Origin of the sequence: Pseudomonas lundensis, assembly GCF_002269125.1 — a bacterium.
Taxonomy (GTDB): domain Bacteria; phylum Pseudomonadota; class Gammaproteobacteria; order Pseudomonadales; family Pseudomonadaceae; genus Aquipseudomonas; species Aquipseudomonas lundensis_A.
In genome coordinates, this window is record NZ_NQKI01000026.1 from 57,613 (window position 1) to 75,982 (window position 18,370).

Consider the following 18,370-nt stretch of genomic DNA (forward strand, 5'->3'; position numbering starts at 1 on the left):
TTTTTCAAAAAAGTGTTTGACGGATTATCGAAAAAAGCTTCTAATGCGCCCCGTTGCCCAGATAGCTCAGTCGGTAGAGCAGGGGATTGAAAATCCCCGTGTCGGCGGTTCGATTCCGTCTCTGGGCACCACCTTTCGTTTTCAGGTGATGCCAAGCACACCTGAAAGCACACAAGAAACCCGCCTAGTGCGGGTTTTTTGCTTTCTACGGTTCCCAACCGTTCCCTTGTAAGCCCAAACATATGTGAGTAGATTCGTGAGTAGATCCAGTTCGGTCTAGAAATCTACTCACATCAGGACGGCAATGCGCCCGCCTGGTGCGGCCTGCTAGGAGGCTGCGTGCCACTCTCAGATACCACCATCCGTACCGCCAAGCCGAAGGACAAGCTTTACAGGCTGACCGACGCCAATGGCCTATGCCTAGAAGTGACCCCGACAGGCTCCAAGCTGTGGCGCTATCGGTACCGCTTCCACGGCGGCGCAAAGATGTTGGCGCTTGGCGCATACCCATCGGTCACCCTGCTGAAAGCTCGTCAGCTTCGCGATGGGGCACGTCAGCTACTGATTGAAGGCACCGACCCCGGCGAGCAGAAGAAAACCGCCAAACAAGCACAGAAGGTCGATGGACTGACCTTCGAAACGCTGGCGCGGGAGTGGTTCGCCTACAACGCGCCGCGCTGGGCCGACAGCACCACCTACAAGGCCAAGCTGTACCTGGAGAATGATTTGATTCCGGGTATCGGCTCTCGTCCTGTGAAAGCGATCACCCGGCCCGATCTGGTAGCGCTGGTGCGCAAGGTAGAGGCCAGGGGCACGCTTAATGCCGCCGGCAAGATCCGCCAATGGCTACACCAGATATTTCGGTATGGGCTGGCCAAGGGCGTTGTTGACGCCAACCCTGCCACGGATCTGAGCGTGGTAGCAGCACCACCGAAAGCTGCCCGCCATCATCCGCACGTCACCTTTGCTGAACTGCCAGAACTGTTGGCAAAGAGCGAGGCCGCGAATATCCATTCACTTACCCGGCACGCCATCCGCCTGCTGACACTAACGGCCGTTCGCCCGGGCGAACTTCGCCAAGCCCCCTGGGCAGAATTCGACTTGGAGCGCGCAACCTGGACAATTCCGGCCGAACGCATGAAAGCCCGCCGCCCTCACATCGTCCCGCTCCCCCGCCAGGCTGTTGCGATCCTGCGCCAGCTTCAAGAGGTCACCGGGCGATATGAGCTCGTGTTTGCTGGCGCCAACCCTCAGCGCCCTATGAGTGAAAACACCGTCAACAAAGCGCTTCGCCTCATGGGCTACGAAGGGCGTCAGACCGGCCACGGGTTCCGCCACTTGTTGAGTACCGAACTCAACGGGCGGGGATACAACAAGGATTGGATTGAACGCCAGCTTGCCCATGGTGATACCGACGAAATTCGCGGCACCTACAATCACGCGGCCTATGTCGAGCAGCGCCGGGAAATGATGCAAGCGTGGGCTGACTCGATAGATGCGCTATGCGCTGGCGCTAACGTGGTGAGCATGAGGCGTGCGAAATAATGATTCTTGACTGGCGCGAGCGAGAAAAAAAAGAGCGGGAAATCAAAAATAAGATAAGCAGCCTTAGACCGGAAGAGCTGGAACTTATCGACAGCAAAATCAGCGAACATTTGAAAAACCGCCTAAGAAGATGGGCGGCAAATCGCTGGTGGAGACTGTTCGGGTCGCAAGGGCATAGCCTGGAGACTCTGGAAGATGAATCCAGATTCATTGAATCACTGGACAAGGTTTTTACTTTCCCAGCCCCTAGCCACCTCATAGCCCAGCCTTCGCACGCGAGACAGGAATACACCACAAAGGAAACAACGAAGCGTGGCGTGTTTCAGACCATCACATTTTACGGCCCGCCTGTTGGTCGTCTTTTGGAACTGATGCTTTACGGCTTTTTTGAATTCAACGGTAAATGGATTTTTATTAATAGGTCGGGCCAATTCCCTAACGGAGAGAAGGCTCCCGATCAATGGCATGTACTGAGCGAAGGCACTCAGCCCTCAGACAGACTTGGCGTACGCATAACTGTTGCGATCAGGAACTGTCAGGGCAGGAAACATCACTACCCGCCCCCGAGCGCTGTTTTTTCGAGCCTGCCAACGACAGCCAAAGAACACTTCGCAGACGGATTCAAGGCACCGCTAGCACATGAAGATTGGCTGGGCTGGCTAGCAAATGAGGTTTGCCATCATCCGTTTGATTCAACGCCAACTACTGTTGATCTGGCTGGCGACTATCTGCTAGACAGCTATCCACTGATGGACTTAATCGCCAACGGTAAGCGCATCAGCGGCACACGAGTGGAGCCAGTCAATGGCAACTACTTCGACTGCCGACCCGACAACCTTGCCAGCCGATCAAGCCGAGGCCGCAAGATGAAATGCAACTCATGCCGAAAGCCTACGACTGCCAAAGAATCGGACAGAGTTAAAGACTCCACGGGCTCGACATTCAGAATTTGCCGTGCCTGTCAGGCGTGGGCTGGGAGGCAGCGATCCTAAGATACGCTTGAAGACTATTGGGACGATTAGGGTATTGCGAAGAATGATGGGGATAAAGTATATTTGGCCCTAGTGTGTGGTAATTGCATCAAAGACATAGACAGCCGGCCCGAAAGCCGGTTTTTTTTCGCCTAAACATTTACCCTCACCCTCTAGAACCCCGCCACCTGAGCGGGTTTTTTCATTTTTGGCCCGCCACCGTGCGGGCTTTTTTGTGCCCGGAGAAAAGCCATGAGCGTTAATACCCTTCGTCGTTTTATCAAACTGGCCGAAGTCAGAGCTCTAACGACCCTTTCGACATCTGAGATCTACCGGCGCGTTGCGGCCGACATCTTCCCCAAGCAAGTGACGCTTGGGCCGAAGTCTGTTGTCTGGATCGAATCCGAGGTGCTTGCCTGGTGCGAGGCACGTATCACTGAAAGCCGCGAGGTGGCCTGAAATGGAAAAGGCCACGATCCCAAAAGAGAAACGCAGCCTGTCGCAAGGCAATACTACCATCGGCACCGCTAAAGCGCCGACGAAGATCAGCCGCGTCCTTGCATATTTGCTCCAGGATCGCAGCCTCAACCGCTTCGAGGCCGAGCGCCTGGGCGATCACTGCCTCCACAGCACAATCAGCAGCTTGACCCACGGCTACGGTCTGAATTTCGCCCGCAAGTCCGAGCGCGTGCCGAACCACTGGGGGCTGCCTTGTCAGGTAACTCGCTACAGCCTTCCATTGAGTGAGCGTAAGCGCGCCAGCAATGTCTTGAAGATACTTTGCAATATTGCTGCGGCTAAACGTGAGGTGGCAGCATGAACAAGATTAGATTGACGCTGATCAAGGACGAACCTCGCGTGGACAGCCGACTGCTGGCCGAGCAACTGGGTAACAAACACAAAAACTCGATGGCGCTTATCGAGCGCTACCTGGCGAAATTTGAAGAGTTCGGGGTTGCTCCTTTTCAAACGGAGAAACCGTTGGCCGGAACCGCCGGTGGTAGGCCGGAGCGCTTCGCCCTGCTGAACGAAGATCAAGCGTTCTTCCTGCTGTCGTTGTCCCGCAATACCGACCGCGTTGTGGAACTGAAAGCGAGCCTGATCATGGCGTTCCGCGAGGCCCGTTATGGGCGCGCCTGCCAGACGCTGGAGACCCGCAAAATGGAAGCCAGCACCAGTGGTCGGCGCCTGGCCCACTGGCGCTACGACAAGCCAGGCGTGTATGCGCACGTCGCTCATTTGAGGGAACAACTGAAGCTGCCGCTCGATTCGGAGGACTTCCACCTATGACAGCTACACTCATGATCGGCGATGAGCGGTCGATAACTTTTGTTGCAAGCAATCACGCCCGCCGGTATGGTTCTCCCCGTCACATTGCTGACAACGACCTTGGCGGGTCGAACGATTTCAGGCGCAACAGCGCCCCCATTACGATTGCAGGCGCTTTTTTTGTGTCCGCATTCTCGTTTTATGGCGGGTTGCGCAGGAGCACCCCAGGGTGCGCCGGGTTCCTGAATCACCGGTCCGCCAATCCTGTGCAACTCGCCACCCTTCTCTGCTTGGCGGCAGGCCGTGGTGGTTCCCATGATTCGGGAGCTACACCCATGAAATACGCCCTAAATCCGTTCGCGATCCGCGCATTTGCTCACCGCCGCACGGCCCTGAGCGCCCTCCGCGCAAACTCTTCCTTGTCCGTTCGCCTCGCCCGCTACAACCATCACACCGATATCGCCCGCGCCCTAGAAGCGCAAGGCGGTTCCCAATGAACCACTTCCCAACCGTTGCGCCCCTTGAAGGCGAGGTGCTGTCTGAGGCGGTGCTCGACGCCCGCGCCATGTGCTCGATGAACTTTGCCAGGGATGAATTCAACAAGCTTTACGAACTGCTCTACCCCATGTGTTCGAGCCATACGGAAGGGCCGATGTGCGACATTGCACGGCACCTGGAGCAGGTCCGAATTTTCAGCCGTAATTTCTGCTGGGCTCATCGCCACCTGGGAGCCTCGTATGGCGTTGTGGGCGAGCGCGCAGGCATGGATGACGAGGTGATCGTATGACCTCCATCATCCACATGGCTGACGACACCCAGGACGATCTGCGTGACGTACAAGGCGTGCTGGTACTACTGAGCATGGCTCTTGCGCTGATCGCCGCACCCACCACGCCAATCATCGTCGCCCGCGTCACCGCCGTGATGGCGCAGCACACCGCCATGGCCTGGGCCGAGCTGCTGGACGGCGTGATTGCTGAGCAAGGGGGTGATCTGTGAAGACCGATACCACCCTGCGCATCACCCGCCGCCAGTATCGCCAGTTCGCAGAGCTGGCCAAGTCCAATGGGGTTGGCTTGACGCTGGACACCTTCACCAACCTGGGCGGCACTTGGGGTGAGTACAACTACTGGGCGCAGCCGATCATTCTTGACGTGTCGAGTGACAGCCGCCTGCGTGATGAACGTATTGCTATCAAGCTGGCCACCAGTGTGAATGCTGGCGCTTTCCGTGGTGCCCACCGCCCTGAGCTGGATTGGGCTGCGCTGGATGACAGCGAAATTTACCCGTTCATCGTCAGCCATGAGATCGGCCACCACGTCGACAACTTCACGTATTGGGATATCGCCCTGATGCCTGATTTGGCAGCCAGCGATCGGTGCCACAAGGTGATGTACCGCGTGAACGAGATGCTTGCAGATCGCTATGCCTGGGAGCAGGTAAGGCCCGGCGAGCCACTGCCGCTGAGCGAGGCAGGCAAGCGCTTGCAGGAGGAAATGGCTACCGACCTGGAGTTGCTCAATCAGCATATGCCTCGCACCCGCAGGGCGCCCAAGGCGCTGCCGAGTGGGCAGTACGCCTACGTGCCTGTCTCGATGCTGAAAACCGAGGAACTGGCCGCATTCGTCGGGCCGAACGTCTCCCCGGCGCTGATTGAACACACCCGAAACCGCCGCCGCGTTCATCGCCGCGACTCCAGACTGAGGGGTTAAAAATGACCAGTTTTCAACAGCGCTTCGCTGCGCTGACGGGATCGGCTTGCCCGAAGAAAGCCACCGAGCTGTTTTACGTGAGCCACCCGAAGGCCGATCGGGCCTTGTTGGGGCCGTTCCTGAGCCAGGCCGACGCCGAATGCGGGCGCGTCGTTTTGCGTAGTGCCGATGCGGTAGTGACGGCCTGCCTCGTCGAATCACTGGACGATTTGACCTACTGGCACGCGGTGAACAACGGCCAGGTCTGCCGGGCCTTCGCTGCCGCCGAGGGGGTGAACCATGAGTAAGGTCACGCCCATTCGCCGCAAGGGTGCCGGTGGCCCGCCGACTGCTGGCGCCTACATCGACAGCGCCAGCTATACGCTGCTGGTGGAAACCCTGGTGAGCTTCTTGGAACTGCGCATTGCCGAGGGTGACGCGGGCCGCCACTGCCCCGAGCTGGAGCGTCTGACCGATCAACTGGAACGGCTGGCCAAGCGCTTCACGCCACCGCAGGGGGCCGCATGACTGATCCTGTGATCTTGTTCCGTGACGCGCTCCAGTCGGCCTATGGGCCGCTCGACTGGCTGCCGATGGACGATGGCGACATTCACCGCTTCCACGTTCCCGGCGACAAGCCCGGCACGCTCAATGGCTGGTACTGCCTGTTTGCCGATGGCATTGCCTCGGGCGCGTTCGGGAGCTGGAAGACGGGCGGCACCAGCACCTGGTGTAGCCGTGAGCCGGTGGACGCCCGCGAAGCCGAGCAGGTGCGCCAGCGCATCGAGCAGGCCCGGCGCCAGCGGGAGGCCGAACGGCAACGGCGCCAGCTCAAGGCGGCTGGCCTGGCACAACGCTGGTGGCGTGACGCTCGCCGTGCTGACCCGGCCCACACCTACCTGGTCGCCAAGGGCATTTGTGCCCACGGCCTGCGCCAGCGTGGTGACGATCTGCTGGTGCCGCTGTATGCCGGGGGCGTGCTGGTCAACCTGCAACGGATCGTCCCTGACGGCGGCAAGCGGTTCCTGTATGGCGGTCGGATCACAGGCGCCTATTCGCCGCTGGGGCGCATCACGCCGGGCAAGCCACTGTGCATTTGTGAGGGGTGGGCCACGGGCGCCACGCTTCACGAGAGCGGCTATACCGTCGCCTGCGCGATGAATGCCGGAAACCTGAAACCGGTGGCGCTGGCGCTACGGGCCGACTACCCCGACACCGAAATCATCGTCGCGGGTGATGACGACCGCCAGACCGAAGCCGAAGGCAAGGGCAATCCGGGGCGTACCGCTGCCCATGACGCCGCTGCCGCGTGTGGTGGCCTTGTGACCTTCCCCGAGTGGCCCGCCGATGCGCCGCTGACCCTTTCCGACTTCAACGATCTAGCCGCCTGGAGGTGCCACCATGCGTCCGCCTGAGAACAACGTTATCAACCTGCGCCCCGAGGCGCCCATGGTCGAACCAGATCGCCCTTGCTGGGGCGTGTATGAGCACTGGGTAACGAATGAGAAGGGCCGCAGGCTCAAGCCCGGCGTGTACTGGCACGGGTTCAAGCGCAGCGCCGCTGATGATGACAGCGACGACGATAAGACCGACCGCCCCATCACTGATGAATGGATCGCCACGCCCGTGACGGTGGTGGCACGCACCACCAATAGCGACGATGGCAGCGAGGGGCGTTTTCTGCGCCTGCACACGGACAACGGCGCCAAGGAATGGATCATTCCCATGGAGGTGTTCGGCGGGAGCGGTGAAGACGCCAGGCGGACACTGTTTGGCATGGGCGTGATTATCGCGCTCAAGAAGCGCGGCCAGTTCATGGAGTACCTGCTGGACCAGCGCCCCGCCGAAGTGTTCGCCACCACCTGCCGCCCCGGCTGGCATGAGTCGGGCGCCTTCGTGCTGCCTGGGCGCACCATCGGCAGTGACAAGGTGCGCTATCAGGCCAGCGGTAAGGGGCAAAACCTATTCAGCGTGCGCGGGAGCCTGGACGGCTGGAAGGCCGAGGTAGCGGCCAAGTGCGAGGGGAACCCTGTACTGACCCTGGCCATTGGCTGCGCCTTGGCTGGCCCGCTGCTGAGCCTGGTGGGCGTTCTGGGCGGTGGTGTTCACCTGGTGGGCGATAGCTCGAGCGGTAAGTCGCTGGCGCAACTGATCGGATCGTCGGTATGGGGCGACCCGGGCGTGTTCGCCGCCAGTTGGGACATGACCAAGGGCGGCCTGGAGATCGAGGCATCGAGCCGCAATGACACAATCCTGCCCTTGGATGAGATAAAACGCGCCGACCCCAAGCGCGTACAGGAAATGGCGTACTCCCTCGCCAACGGCCAGGGTAAGGGCACCATGACCCGTGAGCGCGAAGGCCGCGCTAAATTGAGCTGGCGCCTGCTGACACTCTCCAGCGGCGAGCGCTCACTCTCTGAACACGCGGCCATATCCGGCAATGCCGCCCACGCTGGCGCCGAGTTGCGCATGGTCGACGTGAACGCCGGTACCCGCACACACCGGGCCTTCGACGAATTGCACGGGCTTGAGGGAGCGGACTTTCACCGACAGCTCACCGTGGCGGTCGGCGCCCACCACGGCCATCTTGGGCCAGCCTTTGTCGAGAAGCTGCTCGAGAGCGACGACCGAACGGGCCTGCTGGAAGACTTCGCCGGTGTACGCGCCACCTTTGTTGAAGATAACGCCCAGGCCGGCCGCGTTGCCGATCGGTTTGCAGTGATCGCACTGGCCGGTGAAATGGCAATCGCGTATGGCCTGCTGCCTTGGGTGCCGGGTACCGCCCTCGCCGACTGCCGCTTGCTGTACGGCGAGTGGCTCAGCCGGGTTGGTAGTGGCAATGCAGAAGACCGACAGATCCTGGCTGGCATCCTGGACTTTATCGACCGCCACGGTAGCAGCCGCTTTTCAGATGTCGACGATCAAACGCCTGACACTAAGGTTTTCAACCGGGCCGGTTACTGGGAGCTGGTAGGCACCAACCGCCTGTACCTGTTCAACAAGCCGGCGCTCATCGAGGCGGCGCACGGCTATGGCCTGTCTCGCATCATCAAGGCTCTGGAGAGCGCTAACGTCCTCGCACGCCGGGACAACGAGCGCAAAACCAAAAACTACCGACTCCCTGGTGGTGGCCAGGCTCGTCTCTATGTGATCGATCCAGACATCATGGATCGTGAAGGCGGTGGCGTATGAACGTCACTCAAAGACCAGCAATCCAGATTGCCCAAGTTCACAGGAACCTAGAATCACTGGCAACAGTGGCAACACCGGCAACGGCCTTGTGTGGCATGGCCTACAGCCGTTGCCACCCTATAAAAAAAGTGGCAACAACTGGCAACGCACACCTCATTTTCAACATAAGAACCCCGCACTTTCCCTTCATTTGGTTATCACTGTTGCCGGTAGAAAACCGGTGGCAACAGTTTGGCAGCATCGGCAACGCCTGGAGGCCACGGTTTACGGGGCTGTTGCCACTGTTGCCGCTGTTGCCGGTGTTTTTGAAATCACAGGAACACTGGATTACCGGCATTCATGCCGAGGTGACGGTATGAGCCTCCTTTCCAGCCTGCTCGATCACATGCCGCCAGCCATTGCAGGTGCCGACTCCACAAATTTGCGGAGTCGCCTTGAACCTCGCCCGCGCCTGGTGCTGGCCAACCCTTTCGAGCGCACTCCCCGACTCATCACAAGCCCACACGCAAGCGCCGCCACCGCCACGCCCGAATGGCGACAAGCCCGTGACCAATACCTCAACCACATCATGGTTTGTCGGAGCTGCTACGCGCCCACCGGCCGCCATTGCACGGCTGGCGCCCACCTGCGCGCCAGCTACGACACCACACCTATGGAGGCGCACCAATGACGCCGAGCCTCATCACCCGCTTGTGCAACATCGCTTTAAAGCCTGGCGTCAGCGCCGCCACGCAGCTCATCACCACACGGCGAATCTGTCGCGCCATTGCTGTCCAGCTCGACGTTATCCGCAGTGAACGGCGAGCCCTACGCCGGCAAGCGGGAAAGCTGAAAGCGTTTCTCCCATTCACCCGGCAGACCATTGCGGAACTGGAGGAGCAGGCCAGCGAACACCAGGAGGCCACCCGCAGCGGAGCGTGGAGCGCACTCGCAGGGTTTGGCCAATCACTGATGTTCGACCGCGAGGGGCTGGCGCAGGCGCTGGGCTTCGACCAGATGTGCGACCTGCTGGGCGTCAACCCAGTACATCGCCATCGGGCCAGCGCAGACGGTGACACCAGCCTTCGCGGAGTGGCCTACCTATCCCAACTGGAGGACAGCGCCGACCGCAAGAGCGACGAATGGGGCGCCGGTGGCCCGCTGTATCAAGCCTGCCACGCCGCCATGATCCGGTTCATCAGGGAATGCCCGGAAGACCAAATACCCGACCCATTCGCCCCTGGTGCGCCGTTCGGCCCAAAGCTGCCGCCCACCCTGAGCATCGTCGGCAACTGACCATTTTCCGCGCCACGTTTTGCGAATCACGAAAACGTGGCGCGACACCGAGCAACACCACCGGGCACAAGCCCATGACCAGCGCCAGCGGCGCATAAGAGGAAACATGACAGACCAACATAGCAACACCACAGGCCAGGCACCCACACACCGGGAGCGCTTCGCCGAGGCGTGCAAGGTGACTGACTTCGTGATCAACCCGAAAGCGGTGGCGGGGTATTACGTCTGGGGCGTTGACCACATCGTCAAGGGTGGCCGTAAGGAGATCGATGGTCCGTATTACACCGAGGACGAGGCTTGTATAGCAGCAGATCTGATGAAGCCAATAGAGCCGTTCGCTCGAGCGTTTGTGTCAACCCATTGCTGGGCGTGGAATCCAGACCCGCGCCGAGAAAAGGATATCCGTGACGACGCCATGGCATCCCGAATGATGCTCGCCATGCAGATCGGCGCCGAAGTACCAACTCACACCACCAGCGACAAGTAGGAGAAACAAATCATGGCCGCACTTTCGATTGAATACACCCCAATGAGAAACATCAGGCTCTGCGCGCAGTTGCGACAATTCGGAAAGTCTTACCCGCTCGCCGTCCGCACGCCGGCGGAAGCCATAAAAGCCTTATGCGTGCAGATCCCCGGGCTCGAGAGATTTATCTCCAACGCCAAGTCGAGAGGTCTGGAGTTTGCAGTGTTCGTGGGCAAGAAGAATGTCGGAGAGACGGAGCTGGGTTTCCAGGGCGCAGGCGACATCATCATTGCGCCCGTGATCACCGGCAGTAAGCGCGCAGGCTCTCTTCAAACCATTGTTGGCGGGATATTGATTGCAGCAGCATACGTGCTGTCTTTCACCCCATTCGCTGCCGCGTCACCTTTTCTGTATTCGGCAGGCGCTGCAATGTCCATCGGCGGCGTAATCCAGATGCTCAGCCCTCAAGCTGGCGGCCTCAAGACCAGCGCAGCGCCTGAAAATACCCCCGGCTACGCTTTCGGCAGCGCCAAGAACACCACTGCTTCCGGCAATCCAGTTTCCCTGTGCTACGGCCGTCGGCGCTGGGGTGGGGCAATCATCAGTGCTGCGATCTATGCCGAAGACCAGATGTAGGAGCCACGGGGCGGTGCTAAAGTGGCCGCCTCATGGAAAGGAGCTCTCATGCTGAAAATTACCGCTGTTGCCGCCCTGGTTGCCCTGATGGCCGGCTGTGCTACTTCTCCGGTACCCACGAAAACCGCTGTTGCGGTACCTCCTGAAAGGGTTCTCGCATATCAGACGAGCTCCCCAGGTACCGGCACACTGTCGGTAACCCGAGACTCTGGCCATACGGGAAGTCTTTGCTCAGTGGGACTTTTCGTAGATGGAAAAGTGGTCGCATTACTCGAGCCTGGAGAAAGGGTTGCCCTCCACGTCCCTGCTGGCTCGGTTGTTGTCGGTGCGGCATACCAAGGAAGCGGCATCTGCGGGATGGGTGCGGACAGGCAAGAGCGAGAGGCAATCGTCACGGACGGAAAGGTGAAAAACTACCGCATATCAACGAGCGGTGACGGTGTTTTAGACATTCTCCCCACCACGCTGTAACGGAAAGATAGGGCCGCCTCCGGGCGGCTTTGTCACGCTTTGAGACAGACGATATGGTCTCACTCAGACCAAATCGTCTGTTTCGCCATCTAGCTGGTAACCACTCTGGTAACCACCAAAAGTAACCACCCTGCCCGGTTACCATCCATCACAGGGATACCCGTCACGGAGTCGCCAGACGCCCGCCAACCTTGACAATTGTTAACAGGGTGACGGGTTGGCCAACCTCCCCAGGGACTAACATTTGCTAACAGGCTGCGAGCGTTGCCATCGGCTCCAGGCCAATCCGATGTCAACATTTGTCAACATCGAGCCAGGCTTTCGCACTCGATCCGATGTCAGGTTTTGTCAGGTTTTGGACTGCTCCTCTTCGAGAATATGAGCCTCGAGGTTGTGAAGCGTATACGAGAGATCCCCTGCCGGGTCGTACAGCTCGCGAACCCATTTATCGCTCGCTGGATTCGCATTAACGGCGAGCCTGAAATTGGCCGACGCGGCACGAAGACCTGGGCCAAAGTACATTTCTTCCAAACGCGTTTGTGCTTGTTTTCGCCGAGACATGGTTCCGTGCTTGGCAGCAGTTTTGATTTCTTCCTTGATCGACTTCAACCTAGATTGAAGCGAGGCAATCTCGTTTGGGGAGAATGACTTTCGACCTCCTGCCTCACGCATGAGGACATCCAAATGTTCGTGCAAACGGCGTATCTCATCAGCCATTGTTCGGGCTTCAACGAGATCTATTATTTCTGTGGACATGCGTCGATTCCTGCTTGGGTTGAAGGTAACCAATAGCGGCATCCCTCACAGATTTCAACAATCGAGCAACAGATCGGCCGGTATCCACTCTGGTATCCACGGTTTGGCGTTGATCCACGCCGGAGCCAGGGTGGTGACCAGACACGGTGACCACCATCAGTGACCACTTTTGGCTGGTCAAGGGCTCGTCCAATCCCTCTCGGAGAAACGCACCATGGAGGGGCCAAATGCTGGCCGAGCCACGCGGGATAGCACTCCGGACTGCTATATTGCCGACCACCTGACCAGCCTAACCCAATACAAGGAATGTGAATGTGAAGCTCGCCCCTGTCTTATTACTCGCCCTTATGACGTCTGGCTGTGCTACCGGCCCCGCCGTCGAATGGGTGACTGTCCGCAACACTGACAAATTCACTGATAAATCCAGTTGCGCGGTCACGGTGGGCACCTATTACACAAGGGGCGGGATATACACCGTCAGCAATCAATACTACCCATACATTGAGGTGATAAATGGCGACCTCCGGGTAGGTGTGAAAAGCGGCGGCCGCTTCCTGATCCCGGTCGGCGACGTCCAGCTCAGAGTCGATCAGAAAAAGGCATGGACGATAAGCACCAGCGAAACCCCGCTGGACTATGTGCCCGAGGGCCAGCTCAAAGCTATGCAAGCCTATGCGCCGAAAGATCCCCAGCAACAACAGATAGTGGAAAACGCCTACAAGACTGCGATGGAGGCTACAGCGCGATCCATGTCGCCTTTTACCGCGTCAACAGGCGAGAAGGCTCAGTCCATTCTCAAAGAGATGCGATCCGGCAAGACTCTTATCTACCGCACTGTTGGACTGAATCAAGCAGCGTCTACGACCGGGGAATATGTACTGGACCAATCGCTGGAGGTCGCCTTGCGCCAATGCGGTATCCAATAGCTGCGGGCATCAGTGTTTGGCGCAAGTCCAACGCGCACTGGTCTGTGCGAGGCGCTACCTACCAAAGGGTAACTTGGGACTTCACGCTCGCGGGTCATTGCATTCATGGTTAAAAGAGCCGGACAGGCCGAGATGGTGGGCTTTTCTCGCTGATGATAAAGTCGCGATTCATTCGGGAGGGATATCATGAAACTCAAGCAAATTGGACTGGTTCTACTTGCTGCTTCTGCACTCGGAGGCTGCGCAGTACCTCAGCAGCAAATTGTTCCACGAGTTTCATTTCCAGTCGCAGAATACGAGTCTCTCCCTACCAGTGGCAGCGGAACTCTCACTGGACAGGTTTTTATGCGAACAGTGGGCGGCGATGTGAAGTACGGAGCAGGCAGCGACGTATACATCCTTCCAGTCACGAGTTACTCCACTCAGTGGTACACAGAAAGCTATTTAGGCGGGCAAGTCTTGGGCGCGCCAGATCCCCGCGCCGAGAAGGGAATGAAATTGACGCAAGCTGATGGAACGGGCTACTTCAAGTTCACCGACGTTCCACCGGGGAAATATTATCTCAGCTCCAAAGTAACCTGGCAGGCACCCACCCAGTACGGGCTTTCTCTGCAGGGAGGCGTCATAGCTAAAGTTGTAGTGATTGAAAACGGTAAAGAGGTCAGAGAGATGCTGACCAAGTAGCGCAGATACGTCGCATGCCTTTAGGTCTGCGCCTAGTCCGGAGAGGGTAACTCGCGCACTGCTTCGCGCATGCCCGTCGCGCACCTGACCGTTGCGCGAAGCCCTTCCCCTCCAAGGTTTCACGCACCCTTCACGCAGCATATTCACGCACTGGGCCGCGTGATGCCCGGGCCGACACGTAGGCTCCCCAGCGCCAGCGACGCCTCGCCACCGGACTGCGCAGTAACTGCGCAAATTGCGCACAGCAAGTACGCACTGAGGTTCGCACTTCTGGTTCGCACCCTCTTACGCGAGCCTGGTGCGAACCCAGCCGCCAGCCTGTTATCAAAAGTTATGGTTTCCAGGCGCCGGTTTCCACTGTGGTTTCCACCAAAAGAAGGCGTTCTGACTGGCAACCTTGAGACATCGCGGCACATTGTCTGGAGGCCCTGGCGCTAAGCGTTCTTCCCCATTGGGGAAACACGCTGCAAATGAACACGCCCCATCTATTCAGCTACATTCATTCGCATCACCGGAAGGGAGAAGGGTATGCCATCAATGGAAATAGCTATTGTGGGCGGAGAGCGCGCTGCGCCAGAGCCGGGACTTAAAGGAAAGTGTCAGCTGTGCGGAAAACCCGCTCAGGCGAAATGTGGGCCCATTATTCGTTGGCACTGGGCGCACGCTGGCCGGCGACACTGCGACCCATGGATGGAGAACGAAGGCCCCTGGCATCGCGCTTGGAAAGCTCTGTTTCCGTTCGAGTGGCAAGAGGTTGTGGCCTATGACCATGCTGGCGAGAAGCATATCGCTGATGTGAAGCGCCCAGACGGCATAGTGATTGAGCTTCAGAACTCTCCGATGGGCATCGAGGAGATGAACAGCCATGAGGTGTTCTATGGCGAGCGTATGATCTGGATCGTAAACGGGGAAAAGTTCAAGGATCACATCCAAATCGGTGACGCACTGCCAGATCCCGACCACCCGAAAATCAGGGACTTCAAACTGGCCATGCCTGTCTATTCTCGATGGACGAACGTATGGCGCCAGCCATGCCTCGACGGGGGCGCCTTCGCGTACTTCCGTAGGGGCGATATCGCTGCCGCCACTTCGCCCCGCCCGATGTTAGAGCTATTCCACGGTGAAGACTTCGGAGGGGCAGTCCAGGAGTCTTATCGCGGGCAGCACACCTGGTCGTGGCGCAAGCCGAGGGAAGGCTGGCTGATGTCCAAGCGCACCGTAATTTTCGACCTCGGCGAAAAAGGCATGTGGACAATTGGTGTGTACGATCAAGCGCCTTGCCTCCAGAGAATTTCCCGGCACGCCCTTATAGATTCACTACTATCTGGCGCAGAACCCAACCTTACCTGGACACTTGAGCCATATACCGATTGGATGATGCCGAAATCTCTTTGACCACGCTTTGACGGAATGCGAGACAGGCATCAGACCAAAACCACGCCGGACGGCCGTCTGAGGCTTATCCCGAGCGGCGCCCGTCAAAGAGCTGGGCTTTGCCGTCTCATACCCCTGACAGACCCCTGACAGTTTTCCAGGAGCCGGTGCTACGCTTCTTCGAAACACGGAGAGCCAGCATGACTGAAACCAAACTGATCGCCAGCCTGTTCGACCGCCTCAATCAGAACCAGCTCGCCCTGGGCGCCGCGGTGGAGGAGCTTTCCAATTGGGTCGAGCAACGCGGATCGGCGGACATTGCCAGCAACGTGCGCGGAGCACTGGAAACACTCGACGAGAACCTGGTGTTCATTCGCCAGGGCATTGCTGAGCTTACCGTCGCCGGCAGTCTGGGGCAGTCGTGAGGAGGCAACTAATTCTGGACAGTTCTGGACGGATCGCGGCGCGGCACGCAACCTGATTCAGGCCGGGAGCCCCAGCGATCAAGGGCTCCGACAGATCGGCGTAGCAGTCCAGATACCCACCACGTCCAGAATTTTGGGCATACCCGTGGCGGGCGGTTCCGAGAGCCGAATCCTTGACCAGCCTTGACGAAATTCTTGACAGGTCTTGACGGATTTATCTGGCGCCACCAGTGGTTGGAACGCTGAAAGCCACGCAGATCAAGGCTTTTCGAGCATTCGGGCTGCCTGACCAGCACCGGCCCCGTCTAAATTCGTGAGGCGGCCGTCAAGGTGGGTGCTCGATCAATATCCTAGCGCGATGGGGTGGTGAAATACCGGGCCAGAAAAATGCTTAGCGCGCCAGGCAATATTAGACAGGCCCTAGACGGATTCCCGACGACAGAACAAGGGTCAGTTGCCCGCAGCCCAAGCAATGCGCCGCCTCCAGCATCAAAGGTGGCGTGCTGGCGCTAGATGTTCGTCTAGTATTTTCCGGGGCTTCCAGCGACCTGACAGCAGGTCGGAGCAGGTGGTGAATGAGTCGTTCACCCTGGAGCGGAAGCCGGTCGACTTGCCAGCTTGGCCAACCCCCGGTTTCCAGGTAGTTGCTCACGTTCCGCTGGTAACATCTGTAGGTCATCTGCTGGCCCCGCTTCATTCCGGCGCCAGCATCAACCGCGCACCGAGGATAGAGCCGTGTCCGTTATTGACTGTGATTATCTACCCGCCGACAAGGTGGTGTTTCCGCCGGAGCTGGCGCTGCTGATTGTTAGGAAGGCAAGCGCCATGGCGGCAGCCTTTGAAGAGCAGGCGCTTGACCAACTCACCAAGGATGCCAGGCGAGCGCTTTCTCAAGGCGTGGAGCCAAGGCGCGTAATCAGGGAAATGCGCTTGTAGGCGGAAAAGGGAACTGCCGGGATCTCGGTAGTTTTTCCAGTACCTGCCATACCGGAATGGGAGCCCAGGCTAATTACGGAGAATCCCGGACAATCCCCTTTCGCGAAACACCCCATGAACGACCACTACCCTGATCCGGGGTGGTGCTGGCGCGGGGGTATGGCAAAAACGCCTCTGTGTGGTGGAACTGCCACAAGGCGCCAGCACCACAACCACCGCAAAAGCGAGGAGCCAGGCAATGGGGCGATCCAAAACGGCTTACCACTCGTCGGGCATCGGCGGAGAAAATCAACACCATTTCGGCCGTCGTGGGTAGGTTCAAAATAGGGCCACATTTTAAAAAGAGAGTAGATTTGTGAGTAGATTTACATATCCACCAAAGACAACACCTTTAAAACCGTGACCTGTAGCCGATTGTTCGATTCCGTCTCTGGCACCAAAATACCGAGAAACCCCCAAGGAACCATGTGTCCTTGGGGGTTTTTTATTGCCTGCGATTTTATGGTTGCTGGACCATTTCTGGACCAAGGCGCTTTGATCGTTGGATTGAAAGCAGTCCAACGGACTTTCGGTGCCAGCCCCAGCACTGAATAGTTTTAATCTGAATCCAGCTTTCAACTTGAGAGCCTCCCTCAGACAAGCTGAGGCGTCGGCCATACAGTCCCGCTCCCCCTGGCACGCCACAGGGCCTCTGAACCCTCCCGATCGCCTTTCAGTCCGCACGATTACACGTCACGTGGTGCGCGAGATGCGAAACCATGGGCCATTATCCGCCCCTAGCTCCGGGGAGCAGATCAAGTCTGGCCCTGCCGGATGCTCGCTTACCTTCTGGCAGTGCAGCAAGTGCAAGTCAGTACGATCATCTTTCACTCGTCTTTGAATCCCGCCAACCCCTGAGCAGCGCGCCATTTTTTGAGTGTGCGCGTGATGCCTTCGGCTGAGTCGTCAGCATCGTCCTCGGGGAAAAATATCAAGTCCGAGCCTGCCGGATGTTCACAGATCGTGTTGAAGTGATGCACGAGCCTGTTCTCTTCCTCTTCGCTTGCGTCGTTCCCGATAATGCGTTGAAGCAGCTCTATGAATTCCTGTTCGGTGTAGTCGGAAACACTGTTTTTCAAAATCATTGTCTGTCTTCCTTGTGAATCGCTACGTGTCGTTTTGGCGTCATTATTGCGAGGTTGTCTACGTCGTACACCGCGCCGCCATGCTGAACGTTTTCAATATGATGGATCTCGTACCGAGCGTTTTCACCGTTGTGCTCTGGTCTTTGAGCGAAGGGGGCTTTGCCATTTCGTAGTTTGTGTTGGTTCGTGGGCTTGAACTGGCTCAATAGCGCTGGGTCATTACCCACGGCAGTCCAGAATGCCTTCCTGAAAGCATTGAAGCTGCTAAAGCGTTTGCCGATGAGTTGACTGGCAATGCTTGCGGGTACGGGGGCTCCGAGTCCAGAACTCGCCCCCGCTAACCAGAGGCCCGTCACATCTTTCCCCTGTCCTGTAACGGTACCGGGGTCAAGCCGGACATTCATTACGATGTACAGCGGCTGAATGCCAGAGTCTGCCGGGAACACAAGGATGAAGTCTTTGTACTCGGGCGGGTAGATCGGGTTGACGATGATGCTATCCGCTTTCTCAGATGGCGGATAAATCCAAATCTGTGGCGCCTTTGGAGCGCTTTCTAACGCTGGAATACCTAAGGTGTTGGACGGGTCAGCGGCGGGTGTCCATATCAGGGTTACGCCATCGCCCAAGTC

The 18,370-nt window shown here is 58.3% G+C and carries 27 protein-coding genes and 1 tRNA gene; 25 read left to right on the top strand and 3 right to left on the bottom strand.

The window, feature by feature from the left end:
* Window positions 1-55 precede the first annotated feature (55 nt).
* The 20 genes from CJF39_RS16105 to CJF39_RS16200 all read left to right on the top strand — a co-directional run bounded on the left by CJF39_RS16105 (window position 56) and on the right by CJF39_RS16200 (window position 11,516).
* Window positions 56-131 (top strand) — tRNA-Phe (locus tag CJF39_RS16105).
* A 208-nt stretch (window positions 132-339) separates the two neighbouring features.
* Window positions 340-1,545, top strand: coding sequence for a tyrosine-type recombinase/integrase (locus CJF39_RS16110; protein WP_094994308.1), 1,206 nt, complete (start codon window positions 340-342; stop codon window positions 1,543-1,545).
* Complete coding sequence (locus CJF39_RS16115; RefSeq protein WP_094994309.1) at window positions 1,545-2,537, top strand: hypothetical protein; 993 nt, start codon at window positions 1,545-1,547, stop codon at window positions 2,535-2,537. Before CJF39_RS16110 ends, CJF39_RS16115 begins: the two co-directional genes overlap by 1 nt.
* Window positions 2,538-2,768: 231 nt before the next feature.
* Complete coding sequence (locus CJF39_RS16120; RefSeq protein WP_057010596.1) at window positions 2,769-2,975, top strand: helix-turn-helix transcriptional regulator; 207 nt, start codon at window positions 2,769-2,771, stop codon at window positions 2,973-2,975.
* A 1-nt stretch (window position 2,976) separates the two neighbouring features.
* The gene (locus tag CJF39_RS16125) at window positions 2,977-3,336 is read left to right on the top strand and encodes a hypothetical protein (RefSeq protein WP_094994310.1); all 360 of its coding nucleotides are present in this window, start codon (window positions 2,977-2,979) and stop codon (window positions 3,334-3,336) included.
* Window positions 3,333-3,806 carry a Rha family transcriptional regulator gene (locus tag CJF39_RS16130; protein ID WP_094994311.1) on the top strand — a complete coding sequence of 158 codons (474 nt, stop codon included), beginning with the start codon at window positions 3,333-3,335 and terminating at the stop codon, window positions 3,804-3,806. The genes CJF39_RS16125 and CJF39_RS16130 overlap by 4 nt, the downstream gene beginning before the upstream one ends.
* A 314-nt stretch (window positions 3,807-4,120) precedes the next feature.
* Entirely contained in the window at window positions 4,121-4,282 is a 162-nt protein-coding gene (locus CJF39_RS23075; RefSeq protein ID WP_170942693.1) for a hypothetical protein, read from the top strand.
* Window positions 4,279-4,572: a hypothetical protein gene (locus CJF39_RS16140; protein WP_094994313.1), complete on the top strand. Its 294-nt coding sequence runs from the start codon at window positions 4,279-4,281 to the stop codon at window positions 4,570-4,572. The genes CJF39_RS23075 and CJF39_RS16140 overlap by 4 nt, the downstream gene beginning before the upstream one ends.
* Window positions 4,569-4,784: a hypothetical protein gene (locus tag CJF39_RS16145; RefSeq protein WP_094994314.1), complete on the top strand. Its 216-nt coding sequence runs from the start codon at window positions 4,569-4,571 to the stop codon at window positions 4,782-4,784. The genes CJF39_RS16140 and CJF39_RS16145 overlap by 4 nt, the downstream gene beginning before the upstream one ends.
* On the top strand, window positions 4,781-5,497 hold the full coding sequence (locus CJF39_RS16150) for a hypothetical protein (protein ID WP_094994315.1): 717 nt from the start codon (window positions 4,781-4,783) through the stop codon (window positions 5,495-5,497). Before CJF39_RS16145 ends, CJF39_RS16150 begins: the two co-directional genes overlap by 4 nt.
* 2 nt (window positions 5,498-5,499) lie before the next feature.
* Window positions 5,500-5,784, top strand: a complete 285-nt coding sequence (locus tag CJF39_RS16155) for a hypothetical protein (RefSeq protein WP_094994316.1) — start codon at window positions 5,500-5,502, stop codon at window positions 5,782-5,784.
* Window positions 5,777-6,004, top strand: coding sequence for a hypothetical protein (locus CJF39_RS16160; RefSeq protein WP_094994317.1), 228 nt, complete (start codon window positions 5,777-5,779; stop codon window positions 6,002-6,004). Before CJF39_RS16155 ends, CJF39_RS16160 begins: the two co-directional genes overlap by 8 nt.
* Window positions 6,001-6,891 (top strand): toprim domain-containing protein, encoded by an 891-nt coding sequence (locus CJF39_RS16165; RefSeq protein ID WP_094994318.1) that lies wholly within the window; start codon window positions 6,001-6,003, stop codon window positions 6,889-6,891. The genes CJF39_RS16160 and CJF39_RS16165 overlap by 4 nt, the downstream gene beginning before the upstream one ends.
* Window positions 6,878-8,668 (top strand): DUF927 domain-containing protein, encoded by a 1,791-nt coding sequence (locus tag CJF39_RS16170; protein WP_094994319.1) that lies wholly within the window; start codon window positions 6,878-6,880, stop codon window positions 8,666-8,668. The genes CJF39_RS16165 and CJF39_RS16170 overlap by 14 nt, the downstream gene beginning before the upstream one ends.
* A complete protein-coding gene (locus CJF39_RS16175) occupies window positions 8,665-9,027 on the top strand; it encodes a hypothetical protein (protein WP_141232198.1) in 363 nt (120 codons plus the stop codon). The genes CJF39_RS16170 and CJF39_RS16175 overlap by 4 nt, the downstream gene beginning before the upstream one ends.
* Window positions 9,024-9,338, top strand: a complete 315-nt coding sequence (locus CJF39_RS16180; protein ID WP_094994321.1) for a hypothetical protein — start codon at window positions 9,024-9,026, stop codon at window positions 9,336-9,338. Before CJF39_RS16175 ends, CJF39_RS16180 begins: the two co-directional genes overlap by 4 nt.
* Window positions 9,335-9,943 carry a hypothetical protein gene (locus CJF39_RS16185; RefSeq protein WP_094994322.1) on the top strand — a complete coding sequence of 203 codons (609 nt, stop codon included), beginning with the start codon at window positions 9,335-9,337 and terminating at the stop codon, window positions 9,941-9,943. The genes CJF39_RS16180 and CJF39_RS16185 overlap by 4 nt, the downstream gene beginning before the upstream one ends.
* A 106-nt stretch (window positions 9,944-10,049) precedes the next feature.
* Window positions 10,050-10,430 (top strand): hypothetical protein, encoded by a 381-nt coding sequence (locus CJF39_RS16190; RefSeq protein ID WP_094994323.1) that lies wholly within the window; start codon window positions 10,050-10,052, stop codon window positions 10,428-10,430.
* Between the two features lie 12 nt (window positions 10,431-10,442).
* A complete protein-coding gene (locus CJF39_RS16195; RefSeq protein WP_094994324.1) occupies window positions 10,443-11,045 on the top strand; it encodes a tail assembly protein in 603 nt (200 codons plus the stop codon).
* Window positions 11,046-11,093: 48 nt separating this feature from the next.
* Window positions 11,094-11,516 (top strand): hypothetical protein, encoded by a 423-nt coding sequence (locus tag CJF39_RS16200; RefSeq protein ID WP_094994325.1) that lies wholly within the window; start codon window positions 11,094-11,096, stop codon window positions 11,514-11,516.
* A gap of 348 nt (window positions 11,517-11,864) precedes the next feature.
* Here CJF39_RS16200 and CJF39_RS16205 read toward each other — a convergent pair whose 3' ends face one another.
* Entirely contained in the window at window positions 11,865-12,272 is a 408-nt protein-coding gene (locus tag CJF39_RS16205) for a hypothetical protein (RefSeq protein ID WP_094994326.1), read from the bottom strand.
* Window positions 12,273-12,586: 314 nt separating this feature from the next.
* On the opposite strand from CJF39_RS16205, the gene CJF39_RS16210 reads away from it, so the two are divergent.
* The 5 genes from CJF39_RS16210 (at window position 12,587) to CJF39_RS16230 (ending at window position 16,617) form a co-directional block, all read left to right on the top strand.
* Window positions 12,587-13,198 (top strand): hypothetical protein, encoded by a 612-nt coding sequence (locus CJF39_RS16210; RefSeq protein ID WP_094994327.1) that lies wholly within the window; start codon window positions 12,587-12,589, stop codon window positions 13,196-13,198.
* A gap of 186 nt (window positions 13,199-13,384) precedes the next feature.
* Window positions 13,385-13,882, top strand: a complete 498-nt coding sequence (locus tag CJF39_RS16215) for a hypothetical protein (RefSeq protein WP_094994328.1) — start codon at window positions 13,385-13,387, stop codon at window positions 13,880-13,882.
* 690 nt (window positions 13,883-14,572) lie between these two features.
* Complete coding sequence (locus tag CJF39_RS16220) at window positions 14,573-15,277, top strand: hypothetical protein (protein WP_094994334.1); 705 nt, start codon at window positions 14,573-14,575, stop codon at window positions 15,275-15,277.
* A gap of 179 nt (window positions 15,278-15,456) precedes the next feature.
* Window positions 15,457-15,681, top strand: coding sequence for a hypothetical protein (locus tag CJF39_RS16225; protein WP_094994329.1), 225 nt, complete (start codon window positions 15,457-15,459; stop codon window positions 15,679-15,681).
* 735 nt (window positions 15,682-16,416) lie between these two features.
* The gene (locus tag CJF39_RS16230; protein WP_094994330.1) at window positions 16,417-16,617 is read left to right on the top strand and encodes a hypothetical protein; all 201 of its coding nucleotides are present in this window, start codon (window positions 16,417-16,419) and stop codon (window positions 16,615-16,617) included.
* An 866-nt stretch (window positions 16,618-17,483) separates the two neighbouring features.
* Here CJF39_RS16230 and CJF39_RS16235 read toward each other — a convergent pair.
* Entirely contained in the window at window positions 17,484-17,741 is a 258-nt protein-coding gene (locus CJF39_RS16235; RefSeq protein WP_094994331.1) for a bacteriocin immunity protein, read from the bottom strand.
* On the bottom strand, window positions 17,738-18,370 hold a 633-nt coding region (locus CJF39_RS16240; protein WP_170942694.1), incomplete at its 5' end, for an S-type pyocin domain-containing protein. The genes CJF39_RS16235 and CJF39_RS16240, both read right to left, overlap by 4 nt.

Coding starts and splice junctions, on each gene's coding strand:
- CJF39_RS16130 (WP_094994311.1), top strand. CDS start 3,333: ATGAACAAGATTAGATTGACGCTGATCAAGGACGAACCTCGCGTGGAC.
- CJF39_RS23075 (WP_170942693.1), top strand. CDS start 4,121: ATGAAATACGCCCTAAATCCGTTCGCGATCCGCGCATTTGCTCACCGC.
- CJF39_RS16190 (WP_094994323.1), top strand. CDS start 10,050: ATGACAGACCAACATAGCAACACCACAGGCCAGGCACCCACACACCGG.
- CJF39_RS16175 (WP_141232198.1), top strand. CDS start 8,665: ATGAACGTCACTCAAAGACCAGCAATCCAGATTGCCCAAGTTCACAGG.
- CJF39_RS16120 (WP_057010596.1), top strand. CDS start 2,769: ATGAGCGTTAATACCCTTCGTCGTTTTATCAAACTGGCCGAAGTCAGA.
- CJF39_RS16200 (WP_094994325.1), top strand. CDS start 11,094: ATGCTGAAAATTACCGCTGTTGCCGCCCTGGTTGCCCTGATGGCCGGC.
- CJF39_RS16235 (WP_094994331.1), bottom strand. CDS start 17,741: ATGATTTTGAAAAACAGTGTTTCCGACTACACCGAACAGGAATTCATA.
- CJF39_RS16145 (WP_094994314.1), top strand. CDS start 4,569: ATGACCTCCATCATCCACATGGCTGACGACACCCAGGACGATCTGCGT.
- CJF39_RS16140 (WP_094994313.1), top strand. CDS start 4,279: ATGAACCACTTCCCAACCGTTGCGCCCCTTGAAGGCGAGGTGCTGTCT.
- CJF39_RS16220 (WP_094994334.1), top strand. CDS start 14,573: ATGGAGAACGAAGGCCCCTGGCATCGCGCTTGGAAAGCTCTGTTTCCG.
- CJF39_RS16205 (WP_094994326.1), bottom strand. CDS start 12,272: ATGTCCACAGAAATAATAGATCTCGTTGAAGCCCGAACAATGGCTGAT.
- CJF39_RS16185 (WP_094994322.1), top strand. CDS start 9,335: ATGACGCCGAGCCTCATCACCCGCTTGTGCAACATCGCTTTAAAGCCT.
- CJF39_RS16160 (WP_094994317.1), top strand. CDS start 5,777: ATGAGTAAGGTCACGCCCATTCGCCGCAAGGGTGCCGGTGGCCCGCCG.
- CJF39_RS16165 (WP_094994318.1), top strand. CDS start 6,001: ATGACTGATCCTGTGATCTTGTTCCGTGACGCGCTCCAGTCGGCCTAT.
- CJF39_RS16195 (WP_094994324.1), top strand. CDS start 10,443: ATGGCCGCACTTTCGATTGAATACACCCCAATGAGAAACATCAGGCTC.
- CJF39_RS16215 (WP_094994328.1), top strand. CDS start 13,385: ATGAAACTCAAGCAAATTGGACTGGTTCTACTTGCTGCTTCTGCACTC.
- CJF39_RS16125 (WP_094994310.1), top strand. CDS start 2,977: ATGGAAAAGGCCACGATCCCAAAAGAGAAACGCAGCCTGTCGCAAGGC.
- CJF39_RS16170 (WP_094994319.1), top strand. CDS start 6,878: ATGCGTCCGCCTGAGAACAACGTTATCAACCTGCGCCCCGAGGCGCCC.
- CJF39_RS16155 (WP_094994316.1), top strand. CDS start 5,500: ATGACCAGTTTTCAACAGCGCTTCGCTGCGCTGACGGGATCGGCTTGC.
- CJF39_RS16180 (WP_094994321.1), top strand. CDS start 9,024: ATGAGCCTCCTTTCCAGCCTGCTCGATCACATGCCGCCAGCCATTGCA.
- CJF39_RS16115 (WP_094994309.1), top strand. CDS start 1,545: ATGATTCTTGACTGGCGCGAGCGAGAAAAAAAAGAGCGGGAAATCAAA.
- CJF39_RS16225 (WP_094994329.1), top strand. CDS start 15,457: ATGACTGAAACCAAACTGATCGCCAGCCTGTTCGACCGCCTCAATCAG.